The following is a 13869-nucleotide window of genomic DNA, read 5'->3' as shown; positions in this document are numbered from 1 at the left end:
ATTGTTGCTGGCGAGCCAACGAACATACCCCGGTGAGTGCTGAACAGATTTACATCTGGATATGCCAGGTGATCGTACATGGAATCAGCAGAAGTAAAGAAAACGATTGAAGCACCAATACAGGAGACATCTTCGTGAAGAAGCTGTTGACCGCCGTGCAGGAACGTATCGCGGTTGGCCGTTACTGGGCAGGAAGTCTCTCTGATGTGGCACCTGAATTTACTACTGTTTATCGGGATTGTTAGATGTACCGATCCAAACTTGAACCAGACTGAGCAGCATCAAACCAATAAATGCAGCAATGACCGTTGTTAATATTAAGGATGTCATAGCATCACCTTTTCTGTTGAGAGTGATTTTTTAGACAATCTGCACCAGTCTAAGTTCATAACTTTCTGAACAGAAATTTTGTTCGAGTCATAACGAACAACAAAAAATGATGCTGGGCAGGGTAACAATAATTTTTATCTTATTATTTTTGTATATGATTTATCCGATAAAATGGGGGAGTTATAGTTGTGATTAAACCCAGGTTTTAACATGATACGGAAGATAAACATTTTAGAGATATCATAAATGTTTTTTGGCAGCATCCCGGATCTCCTGTGAAGTCAGCTCTCTGTCTGATGCTACGTAAACAATGCCATGATCACCCGTCAGCGAAGGAAAACCGGCAGACATTATCTGGAGATGTGTCTCTTCACCGTTTGGATACTCCTTACGGATAGATGTAATGCCCTTAAGAACGGTAATGACCTTGCAAGGTTCAGCATTAAAAAAAACGATTACCTTTTTCATATGCCACCCTGGAGTTGTTGATTTTTTTCATGGATATAAAATCCCTGCAAAAGGAGACTCGATAGTTTGTTAACAACAAACCCGGAGCAACTATGTATTATTTCTTAAAATATCATTTTTGCTGAATTGATGGCTGTTATCAAACGTCATTGTCGATTTACAGAAAATACACTTTGCGCCAAATGGATTTTTCTCGGACACATCAAAAATTGACGTTCGGTATTGAGAGCCATGACAGCATGGACATCTGAAATGAATGTTTATAGTAATATTATTTACCTCGTTAATGATTTTTAGTTGGAGCCAGTAGCAGAAAAGCCTTGCATTTTCGTTTTTTTGCAAGTCGTTGCCATAAAGGCAAGCAAGAATGTGATTTAACGTGTATGGTGGCAGTCCCTTAAACCAGGAGATGCCTATGTCTGGACGTAAAAACACACAAACCCGTCGTAATCACTTAGTAAAATGCCCTTGCCCTAACTGTTCAAAAGATTCTGAGCATAGCTTTAGCCGTGTTCAAAAAGGGTCTCAGCTTGTCTGCCCTTACTGTAGTACTTTATTCAAGTCAGCAAAGTGATTTAAAAGAAAAGCACCTGTCAGGGGATAAGATCACTTAATTTTTCTTGAATATTTCCATAAGGTAACTGAAATTGACAGTGACTAACCCGGCAAAGTAAATGAAGTGATGCTTTTGGAGGTCGTCAGGCCTCTTAACTTTATTTTTATATGCCGTTAGCTTCTGTTTTCAAGCTGTTCATGCAGTAAATCTGATCTTCATTATATCAGTCAGCATTTTCATGTAAAATCTAAAATATACTGGCCGATTTGTCCGAAAAATCCGGGCGCTACAGGTTTGGGGACTGTCTACTCAGGAATAATCCATCATCGTTGTCGCAGCCCCACAAATGTTTATTTGTCGCAAAGTATTACGCTGGCAGCAGCAGGACCCTTGTCACCACTATGAATCGCGAATTCAACCTTCTGGCCTTCAAAGAGCGTTTTGAAGTTATCACCCTGAAGAGCTGAAAAATGTACAAACACATCTTTGCTCCCATCAAGCGGGGAGATAAAACCAAAACCTTTGCCTTCGTTAAACCACTTAACCAGGCCTTTAATTCTTGTGGACATACTGACTCCTGTTGACCATTTTAAAAATGTAGTATTGATTATAAACGTATAATATTAAACTTATGGACTCAAAAGGAGGGGATATCAGCGATAGCGCCTGGTTATGAGGATTGCTCTGTAAAATGTTTTTACGTTCGTCTGTGTGTTGATTTGACTCATTCATTAATGCACGGTGAGTATTAATTAGCAAATTTTATTTTAGCCATCCGGGCTTCCTGAGGAGAATTCAAATGGACAGAAACATCAGCTTACCGCCTGTTTGTGACAATAATATTTTTATTGCGGACCTGACGTTGTATCGTCCCTGCGGCTATGCAGGCGAGGTCTTCTTGGCGAATTTGGGCCTGAATAACGTTCAAACATGGTAAATTTCTAAACGGTCAGACTGAAACCAGAGGTCCCCATTTATACTTTTGCGCCCCTGGTATTCCTTTTAACAACGAGCAGGTCAATCCCTTGGGCGATAAATTGCTAGAATTTGTTTCAAAAAGGCAAAATGCGTGCCTCGTCTCTCGACGTCACGTCGCTTGCTGCCTATTATGAACAGGTTTTGCGAACCGTATTTGACAGGGGAATAAAGAGAATGCGAGCAGCTTTTTGGGTAGGATGCGCGGCACTTTTGCTGTCGGCATGCAGCAGTGAACCCGTACAGCAGGCCACGGCGGCGCATGTCACGCCAGGTATGCGGGCGGCGATGTCTGACTCAGGGCAGGCCAACTGCGCGATGATTGGCGGCGCATTATCCGTTGCCCGTCAGCTGGATGGCTCTGCCATCGGTATGTGCGCACTTCCCAATGGCAAGCGATGCAGCGAGCAGTCTCTTGCCACCGGGTCCTGTGGTAACTATTGACGTTAGTTCACCAGATCGGCGAGCTTATACACCAGCGAATCATGGGACGTTGCAAGGGTCAGCTGGTTTTCCGTGAGGTCAACCTGTACACCGTCGTGCAGCATAGCGCCGACCAGTGCGTCCAGCTGATTCAGCTGCGCATCCGTGCAGAGCATGCGCGTCATCGCCAGGTTTTTCACCTTCAGCTCGCCGTCTGACAGCTTTCCTTCGCCGGTAAAGCGGTTGCACATATTCCCTGAAATGTGCATTTTCTCACCGAAGCTCAGCTCCAGCGGTTTTGCCGGGCTGACATTGTTGCCGTTTACGCTTTCAAGCACAAAGCGATGGTGTTGAAGCTGTTCCGGCTGCGTGGTCACCTTGCTGGTGGAGACACAGCCTGCCAGGAGAGTTGCCGCCACCAGGGCGAGCGTCAGTTTCATACTGCTCATCAAATATTCACCAAATAAATAATACCAACACAGCATGACACTGTAGTGCCGGGCTGAAGAGTGGGGATTATCCGAAAGTGCTCCCCGAAAACGGGGAGCAGAAAAGGTTAAACGAGGGCGTTCGGGCTGGTTTCGCCATTATCGATTTGGCGCAGGTTTTCCAGCGTGGTTTCGGAAATGCTGGTCAGCGCCTCGGCGGTGAGGAAGGCCTGATGCCCGGTAAACAGCACGTTATGGCAGGCCGACAGGCGACGGAAGACGTCATCCTGAATCACGTCGTTGGACTTATCTTCGAAGAACAGATCGCGCTCGTTTTCATATACGTCCATTCCCAGCGCGCCGATTTTCTGGGTTTTTAGCGCTTCAATCGCTGCCTGAGAATCAATCAGACCGCCACGGCTGGTGTTGATCACCATGACGCCGTCCTTCATCTGACTGAATGCGGCATGGTCCAGCAGGTGATAGTTTTCCGGCGTCAGCGGGCAATGCAGAGAGATAATGTCTGACCGGGAGAACAGCGTCGGCAGGTCGACATATTCCACACCCAGCTCCAGAGCCGCTTCGCTTGGGTACGGGTCGAAGGCCAGTAGCTTCATGCCGAAGCCTTTCAGAATACGCAACGTCGCCACGCCGATTTTCCCGGTGCCGATGACGCCCGCGGTTTTACCGTGCATAGTAAAACCGCACAGGCCTTCCAGGGAGAAGTTTGCATCACGGGTGCGTTGATAAGCCCGGTGAATACGACGGTTCAGCGACATCATCAGACCAATCGCATGTTCGGCTACCGCTTCAGGTGAATACGCAGGCACACGAACCACGCGCAGGCCCAGCTCTTTAGCCGCATCCAGATCGACGTTGTTAAACCCGGCGCAGCGCAGAGCGATGTACTTAACACCATGGTTTTTTAACTCTTCCAGAACCGGGCGGCTGCCGTCGTCGTTAACGAAAATACAGACGGCATCACAGCCATGAGCGGTTTTGGCTGTTTTTTCGCTTAGCAGGAAGTCAAAAAATTCAAGTTCAAAGCCAAATGCATCATTAACATCTTGCAGATACTTTTTATCGTACTGCTTTGTGCTGTAAACTGCGATTTTCATAAGACTTTTCTCCAGTGATATTAACGTCACGGTAGCATATTTAAAATAATCATACAAATTTTAAAAATTAGTTTAATTAGCAGGTTATATCAGAGAGTGTAGAGCATATTGTGCAGATGTTTTAGGGATCCTCAGGAAGAGGCAAAGTCCTGCATCTATGCTTAAACCTGACGGTGACTTTAACGACTGGGCTAAACATGCCACAATACGGGCCAATTCGGCTTTTACTTACAACAAATCAGGATGTTAACCGCCCATGAAGGGTACCTGGAAAGCCGCGATCGCGCTACTGTTGCTTCTTATTCTCCTGCCGCTCACGTTGCTGCTGACGTTGACGCACTGGGTGCCGACCCTTGCGGGTATCTGGCTTCCGGCGGGAACGCGAATCGCCATCGATCACAGCCCGCGCTTAACCCGAAACTCTGTGCGCTTGCCTGAGCTGCGCTATCTGGTGGGCGACTGCCAGCTGGCGGAAGTCACCAACGTTGAACTTTCTCATCCCAGCCGCTGGCGACTGCACGTCGGTGCGCTTGATATCAATTCGGCCTGCCTGAGCAAAATCCCGGAAAGTACGCCCGCTCCCGGCGCGCCGCGCAGCCTTGCCGAGTGGCAATCCATGCTGCCGAACAGCTGGCTGACCATCGACCAGCTGCGTCTTTCGCCGTGGGAAAAATGGCAGGGCAAACTGGCTGTATCGTTAACCCCGGCAAAACAGGAGCTCAGCTATGACGGTGAAGCGGTACATCTTCAGGCCAGCCTGAAAGGGCAACAGCTCACCGTAAGTCGTCTCGAAGCACGGGTGCAGGATGACAAACCGCCGATAAAACTGGTTGGGGAATTCACCATGCCGCTGGTGCCGGATGGGCTGCCTGTGAACGGCCACGTGGTGACGACTTTCCTGCTCCCCGATCCGGCGGATCTGGTCGATGCTGAACTGGAGTGGCGAGAGAATCAGGGGCAACTGGTGGTGACGGCGCGCGATAACTCAGATCCATTGCTGGATTTGCCATGGGAGCTGACCCGTGAGCGGTTGACCATCAGTGACGGGCGCTGGAACTGGCCGTGGCAGGAAGGTTTACCGCTGAGCGGCAGAGTCGGGCTGAAGGTGGATAACTGGCAGCAGGGCATCGACAAAATGCAGATCGCCGGGCGAATGAACGTGCTGACGCAGGGCGCCGCAGGGAAAGGCAACGCCGTACTGACGATCGGCCCGGGCACGCTCAGCATGGATAACAGTGCGATGCCGTTACAGCTGACCGGTGAAGCCAAATACGACGATCTGGTGCTGTATGCCATTTTACCGGCGCAGCTGAGCGGCCCATTAACCGACCCGCTGTTGAGCTTCGCGCCTGGCGCACTGCTGCGCTCGCGCGGGCGAGTGATTGATTCCCTGAATATCGATGAGATCCGATGGCCGCTTGCCGGTGTGCACGTCAGCAGCCAGGGCGTGGACGGGCGTTTGCAGGCCATTCTGCGTGCTCATGAGCAGGAGATGGGCGATTTTGTGCTGCACCTCGATGGCCAGGCGGAAAACTTCCTGCCGGACAAAGGCAGCTGGCGCTGGCGATACTGGGGCGACGGACACTTTACGCCGATGCAGGCGAAATGGGACGTGAAGGGCGACGGCGAGTGGCGCGACAGCGCGATTGTGCTCAACAGCCTGTCGACCGGGTTCGATAAACTTCAGTACGGCACGATGACCGTCAGCCAGCCGCGGCTGGTGCTGGATCAACCCATTCACTGGATCCGCGATGAACAGCATCCGTCGCTGAGCGGGGCGCTGTCGCTGGACGCAGGTCCGACGCATTTCAGCGGCGGCAGCGTGCTTCCGCCGTCGACCCTGAAATTCAGCGTGGACGGGCGCGATCCGACATGGTTCCAGTTCAAAGGCGATTTGCATGCCGAAGCGATTGGCCCGGTCCGGGTTAACGGCCGCTGGGACGGCATACGCCTGCGTGGCGAAGCCTGGTGGCCAAAACAGTCGCTGACGGTCTTCCAGCCACTGGTGCCGCCGGACTTAAAAATGAATCTCCGGGACGGTTCGCTGTACGCCCAGGTCGCGTTTTCGGCGGCGGCAGGGCAAGGCTTTGAGGCGGGTGGCCACGGCGTGCTGAAAGGCGGCAGCGCCTGGATGCCGGATAACCAAATCAACGGCGTCGATTTTGTGCTGCCGTTCCGCTTCAGTGAAGGCGTCTGGCAGCTTGGAACGCGTGGCCCTGTGTCGCTGCGCATTGGTGAAATCGTCAACCAGATCACCGCACACAATTTTTCTGCCGATTTGCAGGGTAGCTATCCCTGGAGCGAAAGCGCTCCGCTGCTGCTGAGCGACGTTACCGTTGATCTGCTTGGCGGGAAACTGTCTATGCTGCAGCTGCGCATGCCGCAGCACGACCCGGCGCTGCTGCGCGTGCAGAATATCTCCACCAGCGAACTTATCAGCGCCGTAAATCCAAAGCAGTTCACCATGTCCGGGCCGGTCAGCGGGGCGATGCCGCTGTGGCTCGACAACGACAAATGGATAATCAAAGACGGCTGGCTGACCAACCCCGGCACGATGACCTTGCGTATCGACAAAGACACCGCCGATGCGGTGGTTAAGGACAACATGGCCGCCGGAGCGGCGATTAACTGGCTGCGCTATATGGAAATTTCCCGGTCATGGACAAAAATCAATCTTGATAATCTCGGGAAGCTGACCCTGCAGGCCACGGTATCCGGCACCAGTCGGGCCGACGGAAAAACCGGCAAGGTCAATTTAAACTATACCCATGAAGAGAACGTGTTCGATCTCTGGCGCAGCTTGCGCTTTGGCGACAATCTTCAGGCATGGCTTGAGCAAAACGCGGCCCTTCCGGACCCGCGTTGCCAGGCAGGCAAGGACTGTAAGGAGCAACAATGAAAGCGATAACCGCCATGCTGAGCGGAGTGATGGTTTTAAGCCTCAGCGGCTGTACGCCACGGATAGAGGTGGCCGCTCCGAAGGAGCCCATTACCATCAACATGAACGTCAAAATCGAGCATGAAATCCATATTAAAGTGGATAAAGACGTTGAAAACCTGCTGAAATCCCGCAGCGATCTGTTCTGAGGCCGCTATGAAAAAAAGCATATTAATGGCTGTGTTTAGCCTTGGGTTGCTCAGCCAGAGCGTGCAGGCGCTAACGCTGGATGAAGCGCGGGCGCAGGGGCGCGTGGGGGAAACGCTGAGTGGTTACCTGGCGCCACGCGAGCAGGATAAAGAGACCCTGGCTCTGGTGAAGAAAATTAACGATGCCCGCAGCGAAAGCTATCAGCAGCTGGCGGACAGCAATAATCTGCCGGTGGATGAAGTGGCGAAGATGGCCGGGCAAAAGCTCGTCTCCCGGGCGCAATCCGGCGAATATGTGAAGGGTATTAACGGCAAGTGGCTACGCAAGTGACGTCCTGCCGGATCGCGCTGACGCTTATCCGGCCTACGGTATGGTTACGGTTTTGTAGGTCAGGTAAGCGAAGCGCCACCTGACGATAGTTAGCGGTAGCGCTTACGGTATTCTCCCGGCGATACGCCAAAGCGCTGGCGAAATGCGGTGGAGAAATGGCTGTGATCGGTAAATCCCCAGCTAAAGCCAATTCCGGCCAGTTTTTCATCATCTGACGCGTGGCGCAGCGCTCTGGCGCAGAGGTCGAGCCGACGGTTTTTGATGTACTGCGCCACCACCAGTCCTTTATCCGCAAACATTCTGTACAGGCTTCTCACCGACATACCGGCTTCATTTGCCAGCCATTCCGGACGCAACGTTTCGGCCTGAATATGGTCATCAATCATCTGAACGACCTTCTCAAACTGCCTGTCGCGGCGCGATGGCTGCACGTCCTGTTGCTGTAAAACCGGGCGCAACAGGCAGACAATCGCTTCCAGGGCCGCTTCACTTTCCGTGCCGGACAGGTCGCGATTGCTCATGCTTTCCTGCAACAGGCGATGGCTCATCTGTACCATCGGCAGATTTTTACCCAGCCTCTGTACGCAGTGCGCCTCGCCGACGCGCAGCTGCTGTTCCAGCAAAATTCGGGGCAGCAACAGCGAGATCTGCCGCGACGGTTGCTGCCAGACCATGGAGCAGGGGCGTGAGGCGTCCACCAGTGTGATGTCGCCCGGCAGGATCACCGTCTGCCTGTCGTGTTGTTCAATAATGGCCTGACCTTCCAGCTGAAAAACGGTGTAAAACCAGCTGTCATTGTGGTCCTTGATCTCGTTCTGAGTGCGGTAAAGATTGACGTTGGCGGTGGTAACGGTGCTGAGCTTAAGGGCGCGGGTATAGCCGGTTTCGAGGTGACCAGAGAATTCGCCGTCCAGCGGGCGAGCAGCAAAATTGCCGCACTCCTGGTTAATCTGGGCCAGCCATTGCTGGAACTGCTCGGTGCCGGAAATTTGCGCCATATCTGCCTCAGTCGTTGAAGTGCTACCACATTGTTGCATTTATGTTGCGTAAACAAGGATGCCCTGATGACTATACGAAAGAACTATCACCCACGACAGACGCGTGAATGACTATTGTCACCGTTTGCGAGGGCTGTCACAGGCGACAAAGCGAATGACAGAGAGACAAAAACAGAATCTGCGTCCGGCTTCTACACTGGATAAAACCGTGAAGGGTAATAAGGAGCTGATATGTCTGATTCACAGGTCGCACTGCTTGAGAGCGTGCAACACTTCCTGGCGCGCCAGCACGGGAACTACATCGACGGGGCGCAGCAGGCGTCACGTAGCGACAAGAGACTGACGGTCTGGGATCCGGCGACGGGCAATGCCATCGCCACAACCGCGGATGCCAACAGCGCAGACGTGGACGCAGCCGTTATGTCAGCCTGGCGCGCATTCGTCGACCGCCGCTGGGCGGGGCGTATGCCTGCCGAACGCGAGCGTATTTTGCTGCGCTTCGCTGATTTAGTGGAAAAGCACGCCGAAGAACTGGCCCAGCTGGAAACGCTGGAGCAGGGCAAATCCATCAATATCTCCCGTGCGTTTGAAGTGGCCTGTACCCTGAACTGGATGCGCTATACCGCCGGGCTTGCTACCAAAATTACCGGGCAGACGCTGGACGTTTCCATTCCGATGCCTGCGGGCGCACGTTATCAGGCGTGGACGCGTAAAGAGCCGGTTGGTGTGGTCGCAGGCATTGTGCCGTGGAACTTCCCGCTAATGATTGGCATGTGGAAAGTGATGCCTGCGCTGGCAGCGGGCTGTTCGATAGTCATCAAACCTTCAGAAACTACACCGCTGACGCTGCTGCGCGTGGCCGAACTGGCAAGCGAAGCAGGCGTACCGGAAGGCGTGTTCAACGTTGTGACAGGAAGCGGGGTGGAATGCGGCGCGGCGCTGACGTCGCACCCGCACGTCGCCAAAGTGAGTTTTACCGGCTCCACGCAAACGGGCAAACAGATTGCCCGTACCGCTGCCGACAGGCTGACGCGCGTCACGCTGGAGCTGGGCGGTAAAAACCCGGCGATTGTACTGAAAGACGCCGATCCGCAATGGGTTATCGAAGGTCTGATGATGGGGAGTTTCCTCAACCAGGGTCAGGTCTGCGCGGCCAGCTCCCGCATCTATATTGAAGCGCCGCTGTTCGATACGCTGGTGACGGGATTTGAGCAGGCGGTGAAATCGCTTAGCGTCGGGCCGGGGATGTCTGAAAGCGCACAGATTAACCCTCTGGCATCACGTGCGCACTGCGATAAGGTCGCGGCTTTCCTGCACGAAGCAGAGCAGAACAAAGCGGAGTTAATTAGCGGTAACGCAGGGCCTGGCGGCCAGGGGTATTATGTACGCCCGACGTTAGTCGTGAATCCGGATGCGCGTCTGCGTCTGACGCGTGAGGAAGTATTTGGCCCGGTCGTCAATCTGGTACGCGTGGCCAACGGTGACGAAGCCCTGCGGCTGGCGAATGAAACCGAATACGGTCTTACCGCCAGCGTCTGGACGCAGAACCTTTCTCAGGCGCTGAGCTACAGCGATCGCCTGCAGGCGGGGACGGTGTGGGTGAACAGCCATACGCTTATCGATCCGAACCTGCCCTTCGGCGGCATGAAGCAGTCCGGTACAGGGCGCGATTTCGGCCCGGACTGGCTGGACGGCTGGTGCGAAACAAAATCGGTTTGTGTGCGTTATTGAGAGTCATGCAATGTGCCGGACGGCCCTGCGTGAATGCCCTGGTGTAACGTCAGCAGGTTTTTGTAGGCCGGATAAGCGCCAGCGCCATCCGGCACTCTCATGTTCGGCGCTCAGTGTGCCGCCAGCTCGTAAAAGAAAGCAGGATTCGACTGGATCACGGCCAGCACCTTCGCCGCCAGCCCCGTTGGATTACGCCTTCTGGATTCCCAGCTTTTGATGGTATCGACGCTGGTGCCCAATGCGGCGGCCATTTCGCTCTGGGAAACGTTCAGCTGCTCGCGAATCGCTTTCACATCGGCGATTTCATAGCGGGTCACGCGCCCGGCGGCTTTCTTGCCTTCTTTGATTTCGACCGCTTCTTCCAGCGATGCCTTTAGTTCGTTAAAAAAAGTCATCTCATACCTCATCTTTTAACTTTCTGGTCAGTCTCTTCAGTTCGGCTTTCTCGACGTTTGTCAGGGTATCTTTTACGTTTTTTGGGTAAGCCAGCACAAACCAGATAATCTCTGCTGTTGCTACGAAGTAGATAACCCTTGCGCCGCCGCTTTTGCCCTGAACGCCCGTTGCCAGGCGAATTTTCCGCAACCCACCAGTGTTCTGAATAACATCGCCCCGGTTCGGAAACTGGATGAGCTCCCTTTGCAGCTCCCTCAGTTCATCGTCTGTGGCAATGGCTTTAATCTGGCGGGTAAATAAAGCCGTCTCTATAAACTCAATAGCATGATGCTCATTCACAGGCACGTTCTCCGTGTGCAGGTACATAGTACACTTCAGTGGGTACTATGTACACCCTTTAAAATGATTGATTGTGGCGACGGGAGAAGCGTAAACCTGAAGTTGAGGCGTTTCAGTTATACGTGATGATTCTGCGTAGCCGCTCGTAAATAAGCGGTTTTCATCCACAGTGCCTGCTGATAACGTGAACGCTCTGACAATGGGAAAGACTATTAAGAGGACGTGAAATGGAACACAAGCATATTGGGTCAGTGGTTCTGGATGAAATGGCGATTTCCCATGGCGTAGAGAAAGTGGCCGCTCAGCTGAATAAGAATTTTGACCATGCGGTGGTTGTCACCGTTGTGCCGGGCGGCATGCTCTTTACGGCAGACCTGGTACGGAAGCTGACCTTTGACATCAATATGGATTACATCTCTTGCCCCCATACGCCGGGCGACAGGAATAACAGTTCAACCATTGTCTATCACCAGAATAGCGATATTAACGGCAAGGACGTGATCCTGGTGGATGATGCCATTGAATCCGGCGGAACCATGCGTCGTCTGGTTGAGCACCTGAAAACGCATTATTCGCCGCGATCGGTCTCTGTCGCAATCTTGTTTGTTAAACCCGGGCGAGTGGCGATTGATGCGCAGCAATACTATGCGCTGGAGATGGACAATGACGATCTGCTTATCGGTTTTGGCATGCCGTGGGAGAACAAATACCGCAATCTCCCTTACGTCGCGAAATTAAAATCCTGATGGAAAAGAGTGCAGGACGGTTGCTACCCTTTTGCCGTTCATTACGATAATTGGAGCTCTTGTTTTCCCATAAACTTCGCTTACAGCATGAGCCCCCGGTCAGACCGGGGGAGAACCGCCTCATTACACCAGCTTCGTTCTGAGCCAGCGAGGGGCCTTGAGATCTGCGGCAAACATCCATACCAGTTCACACAACAATCCCTTCAGCGTTTTTTCGGTTTCCGGCGACAGTGTCTGGTCACTCAATAGCTGCGTCAGCGACTGGCAATAGTCACATAGCGCTTCGGCATCTGGTTCAAACTCTGTCTTGCTTTCAGGCAGCGTATCCACGACAAAACGGCTAAGTAAATGATCGGGGATGGGTTCGCCGAGAGTAGGGCGAAGCAGGGTGAGACAGGCGCCGAGGCGGTCGAGCAGCGCGGTCTGGTAGGGGACGTCGTTACTCTCCATCAGCGCCAGGGCAAAACGGTCGCAGTAGTCGGCCAGATCGGTAAAGTCTGTGGTGGCGCTGAAGGGAATGGTCAGGAGATCGTGATCGGGATCAGTTGTCATAGCTAAAACTCCGGTGTGTAGTTTTTAAATCCACCACTGGAGAGGTCAATCTCACGGGTGGCGGAACCGAGCGGGGTTGACCTTACCGGCCACACTGGACACCGGCGCGTCTTGCGACGCCCCCGCCCGGCTCGCCATTGTAGCGTAGCCGTGTGCCCGACACAAAACTCGTGTCGTTGTAGTGTGGATTTCAGGAGGTCAATCCCGGCATCTGTTTTGCAAATGCGAAAATAAAAATACAGGGCAAGGATTATTTAGACAAGCGCTATTCCCGGAAGCAACCTCTCATTATTAAATGCAAGCGAAGCGGGCCTGTTACATATTTGGAATTAATCAGCAGCTTTAATGCTATAAATGATGGTTATAAAAATAGAACTAACGTATTTTGTGATGAACAACCTGAAAAATATTGATTTTTGTTTCTTAAATGGCGTACTTTGCATTATTCGACATAAGGTTTAACTGGCTTCATATCTGTTCTGGGTATCAGGAAGGTTTTTATCAGGAGGCGGCATGAGTAACTACATCATTTTCATCAAGGATAATGAAACTAAGGTTATCTTAGCAGAACTGGTAACGCGTGACGTGTCCGGTAAACTGAAAAGAAATGGTTTTACCAGATATCCTTATGCCATTGAAGCAGATGATCAAAAGAAGGCCATTCAGAAGCTGAATAAACAGGGTAGCGAACATCTGGAAGATCTGGCTCAGTTCTCAGGTAACATATTTTTCTACTGTGCCGTGCTGGTCATCGGTGTCGCGGTGGCGTTTTTATTATCAATATGAATCGGGTACCTCATGAAATGCAGGCATGATGGGCTTGCTTCATATTCAGAGGAAATGGAAGAATTCAGACTATAATCAGAGCGAATGAAAAAAGATGTGTTTATTTGAAGTCTTTTATGTACACCCCAAAATTTATTATTTGACGAGGTGTTTGTTTACCTGATTTTTGTTTCGGAAAGGCAGGGAGCTTTACCTCCAAAGCATTTAAGCAGAAACAAACAGGGCGTCGTTACGCATCAGAATAATGCCATTATTAGCTATCTCCAGGCCAATAACATCCTCGCCATTAAGCTCGACCGCGCCGTTTCCGCTGTAGGGAAAGAGGCTGACGACGATGTTGCCACATCTGATCCCCAACGGTCTGAGCAGCACGCACCTTGAAACGCCGGAGCTTCGCTACGAGGCCATCACGTGGAAATATACGGAAGGGAATATCCTTTATCGGGATGCATGGAACGACCGCTGCTGCGCATGAAAAAGGGCCTTTCGGCCCTGGTAAGAATATGTTTTGCCGGAGGGCGGCGTAAACGCCTTATCTGCCTACAAGCCCGCATCGTGTGCGGATCCTGTAGGCCTGATAAGCGAAGCGCCATCAGGCATTTGAA

18 protein-coding genes and 1 pseudogene are annotated in these 13869 nt (G+C 52.1%); 9 read left to right on the top strand and 10 right to left on the bottom strand.

Going from position 1 to position 13869, the window contains the following annotated elements; all coding sequences use genetic code 11:
- Positions 1 to 222 precede the first annotated feature (222 nt).
- From AB1287_RS13375 to ymcF, 3 genes are all read right to left on the bottom strand, one after another.
- Positions 223 to 330 carry a YnaM/YnfT family protein gene (locus AB1287_RS13375; protein ID WP_435618075.1) on the bottom strand — a complete coding sequence of 36 codons (108 nt, stop codon included), beginning with the start codon at positions 328 to 330 and terminating at the stop codon, positions 223 to 225.
- A gap of 240 nt (positions 331 to 570) precedes the next feature.
- Positions 571 to 798: a hypothetical protein gene (locus AB1287_RS13370; protein WP_312626716.1), complete on the bottom strand. Its 228-nt coding sequence runs from the start codon at positions 796 to 798 to the stop codon at positions 571 to 573.
- A 90-nt stretch (positions 799 to 888) separates the two neighbouring features.
- Entirely contained in the window at positions 889 to 1068 is a 180-nt protein-coding gene (gene ymcF / locus AB1287_RS13365) for a cold shock small protein YmcF (protein ID WP_312626781.1), read from the bottom strand.
- A 139-nt stretch (positions 1069 to 1207) separates the two neighbouring features.
- Here ymcF and AB1287_RS13360 point away from each other — a divergent pair, with 139 nt between their 5' ends.
- Positions 1208 to 1372 carry a YnfU family zinc-binding protein gene (locus AB1287_RS13360; RefSeq protein ID WP_435618074.1) on the top strand — a complete coding sequence of 55 codons (165 nt, stop codon included), beginning with the start codon at positions 1208 to 1210 and terminating at the stop codon, positions 1370 to 1372.
- 332 nt (positions 1373 to 1704) lie between these two features.
- Here AB1287_RS13360 and AB1287_RS13355 read toward each other — a convergent pair whose 3' ends face one another.
- Complete coding sequence (locus tag AB1287_RS13355) at positions 1705 to 1923, bottom strand: cold-shock protein (RefSeq protein WP_312626719.1); 219 nt, start codon at positions 1921 to 1923, stop codon at positions 1705 to 1707.
- Positions 1924 to 2506: 583 nt separating this feature from the next.
- Between AB1287_RS13355 and AB1287_RS13350 the strand changes: the two genes are divergently transcribed.
- Positions 2507 to 2773, top strand: a complete 267-nt coding sequence (locus AB1287_RS13350) for a putative hemolysin (protein ID WP_312626721.1) — start codon at positions 2507 to 2509, stop codon at positions 2771 to 2773.
- A 2-nt stretch (positions 2774 to 2775) separates the two neighbouring features.
- On the opposite strand, the gene hslJ is transcribed toward AB1287_RS13350, so the two are convergent.
- Entirely contained in the window at positions 2776 to 3192 is a 417-nt protein-coding gene (gene hslJ, locus AB1287_RS13345; protein ID WP_312626782.1) for a heat shock protein HslJ, read from the bottom strand.
- A gap of 116 nt (positions 3193 to 3308) precedes the next feature.
- On the bottom strand, positions 3309 to 4298 hold the full coding sequence (locus AB1287_RS13340; RefSeq protein ID WP_435618073.1) for a 2-hydroxyacid dehydrogenase: 990 nt from the start codon (positions 4296 to 4298) through the stop codon (positions 3309 to 3311).
- Between the two features lie 256 nt (positions 4299 to 4554).
- Here AB1287_RS13340 and AB1287_RS13335 point away from each other — a divergent pair, with 256 nt between their 5' ends.
- The 3 genes from AB1287_RS13335 to AB1287_RS13325 are packed head-to-tail and all read left to right on the top strand — an operon-like array spanning position 4555 to position 7716.
- Positions 4555 to 7197: a YdbH family protein gene (locus AB1287_RS13335; RefSeq protein WP_435618072.1), complete on the top strand. Its 2643-nt coding sequence runs from the start codon at positions 4555 to 4557 to the stop codon at positions 7195 to 7197.
- Positions 7194 to 7385 (top strand): YnbE family lipoprotein, encoded by a 192-nt coding sequence (locus AB1287_RS13330; protein WP_312626725.1) that lies wholly within the window; start codon positions 7194 to 7196, stop codon positions 7383 to 7385. The genes AB1287_RS13335 and AB1287_RS13330 overlap by 4 nt, the downstream gene beginning before the upstream one ends.
- A 7-nt stretch (positions 7386 to 7392) precedes the next feature.
- Positions 7393 to 7716: a YdbL family protein gene (locus AB1287_RS13325; protein WP_312626727.1), complete on the top strand. Its 324-nt coding sequence runs from the start codon at positions 7393 to 7395 to the stop codon at positions 7714 to 7716.
- An 89-nt stretch (positions 7717 to 7805) separates the two neighbouring features.
- Here AB1287_RS13325 and feaR read toward each other — a convergent pair whose 3' ends face one another.
- Complete coding sequence (gene feaR, locus AB1287_RS13320) at positions 7806 to 8714, bottom strand: transcriptional regulator FeaR (protein ID WP_435618071.1); 909 nt, start codon at positions 8712 to 8714, stop codon at positions 7806 to 7808.
- Positions 8715 to 8945: 231 nt separating this feature from the next.
- On the opposite strand from feaR, the gene AB1287_RS13315 reads away from it, so the two are divergent.
- Entirely contained in the window at positions 8946 to 10445 is a 1500-nt protein-coding gene (locus AB1287_RS13315; protein ID WP_435618070.1) for an aldehyde dehydrogenase family protein, read from the top strand.
- Between the two features lie 110 nt (positions 10446 to 10555).
- Here the strand turns inward: AB1287_RS13315 and nadS are convergent, their stop codons facing one another.
- Together nadS and AB1287_RS13305 are read right to left on the bottom strand one after the other, a co-directional pair.
- The gene (gene nadS / locus AB1287_RS13310; protein ID WP_312626731.1) at positions 10556 to 10840 is read right to left on the bottom strand and encodes a NadS family protein; all 285 of its coding nucleotides are present in this window, start codon (positions 10838 to 10840) and stop codon (positions 10556 to 10558) included.
- Between the two features lies 1 nt (position 10841).
- The gene (locus AB1287_RS13305) at positions 10842 to 11180 is read right to left on the bottom strand and encodes a type II toxin-antitoxin system RelE/ParE family toxin (RefSeq protein WP_436799837.1); all 339 of its coding nucleotides are present in this window, start codon (positions 11178 to 11180) and stop codon (positions 10842 to 10844) included.
- Between the two features lie 227 nt (positions 11181 to 11407).
- Between AB1287_RS13305 and AB1287_RS13300 the strand changes: the two genes are divergently transcribed.
- A complete protein-coding gene (locus AB1287_RS13300) occupies positions 11408 to 11926 on the top strand; it encodes a phosphoribosyltransferase (protein WP_312626733.1) in 519 nt (172 codons plus the stop codon).
- 123 nt (positions 11927 to 12049) lie between these two features.
- On the opposite strand, the gene AB1287_RS13295 is transcribed toward AB1287_RS13300, so the two are convergent.
- A complete protein-coding gene (locus tag AB1287_RS13295) occupies positions 12050 to 12478 on the bottom strand; it encodes a hypothetical protein (RefSeq protein WP_435618068.1) in 429 nt (142 codons plus the stop codon).
- 513 nt (positions 12479 to 12991) lie between these two features.
- Between AB1287_RS13295 and AB1287_RS13290 the strand changes: the two genes are divergently transcribed.
- Both AB1287_RS13290 and AB1287_RS13285 read left to right on the top strand, forming a co-directional pair.
- Positions 12992 to 13264, top strand: a complete 273-nt coding sequence (locus AB1287_RS13290; RefSeq protein WP_435618067.1) for a hypothetical protein — start codon at positions 12992 to 12994, stop codon at positions 13262 to 13264.
- A 322-nt stretch (positions 13265 to 13586) separates the two neighbouring features.
- Positions 13587 to 13739 (top strand): annotated as a pseudogene (locus AB1287_RS13285) (type VI secretion system tube protein Hcp); the annotation flags it as partial.
- Positions 13740 to 13869: the final 130 nt, after the last annotated feature.

Origin of the sequence: Scandinavium sp. UTDF21-P1B (assembly GCF_040750395.1) — a bacterium.
In the GTDB taxonomy this organism is placed as follows: Bacteria; Pseudomonadota; Gammaproteobacteria; order Enterobacterales; family Enterobacteriaceae; genus Scandinavium.
The sequence above is the reverse complement of the archived record's forward strand: the minus strand, read 5'-3'. Positions and strand labels throughout refer to the sequence as shown.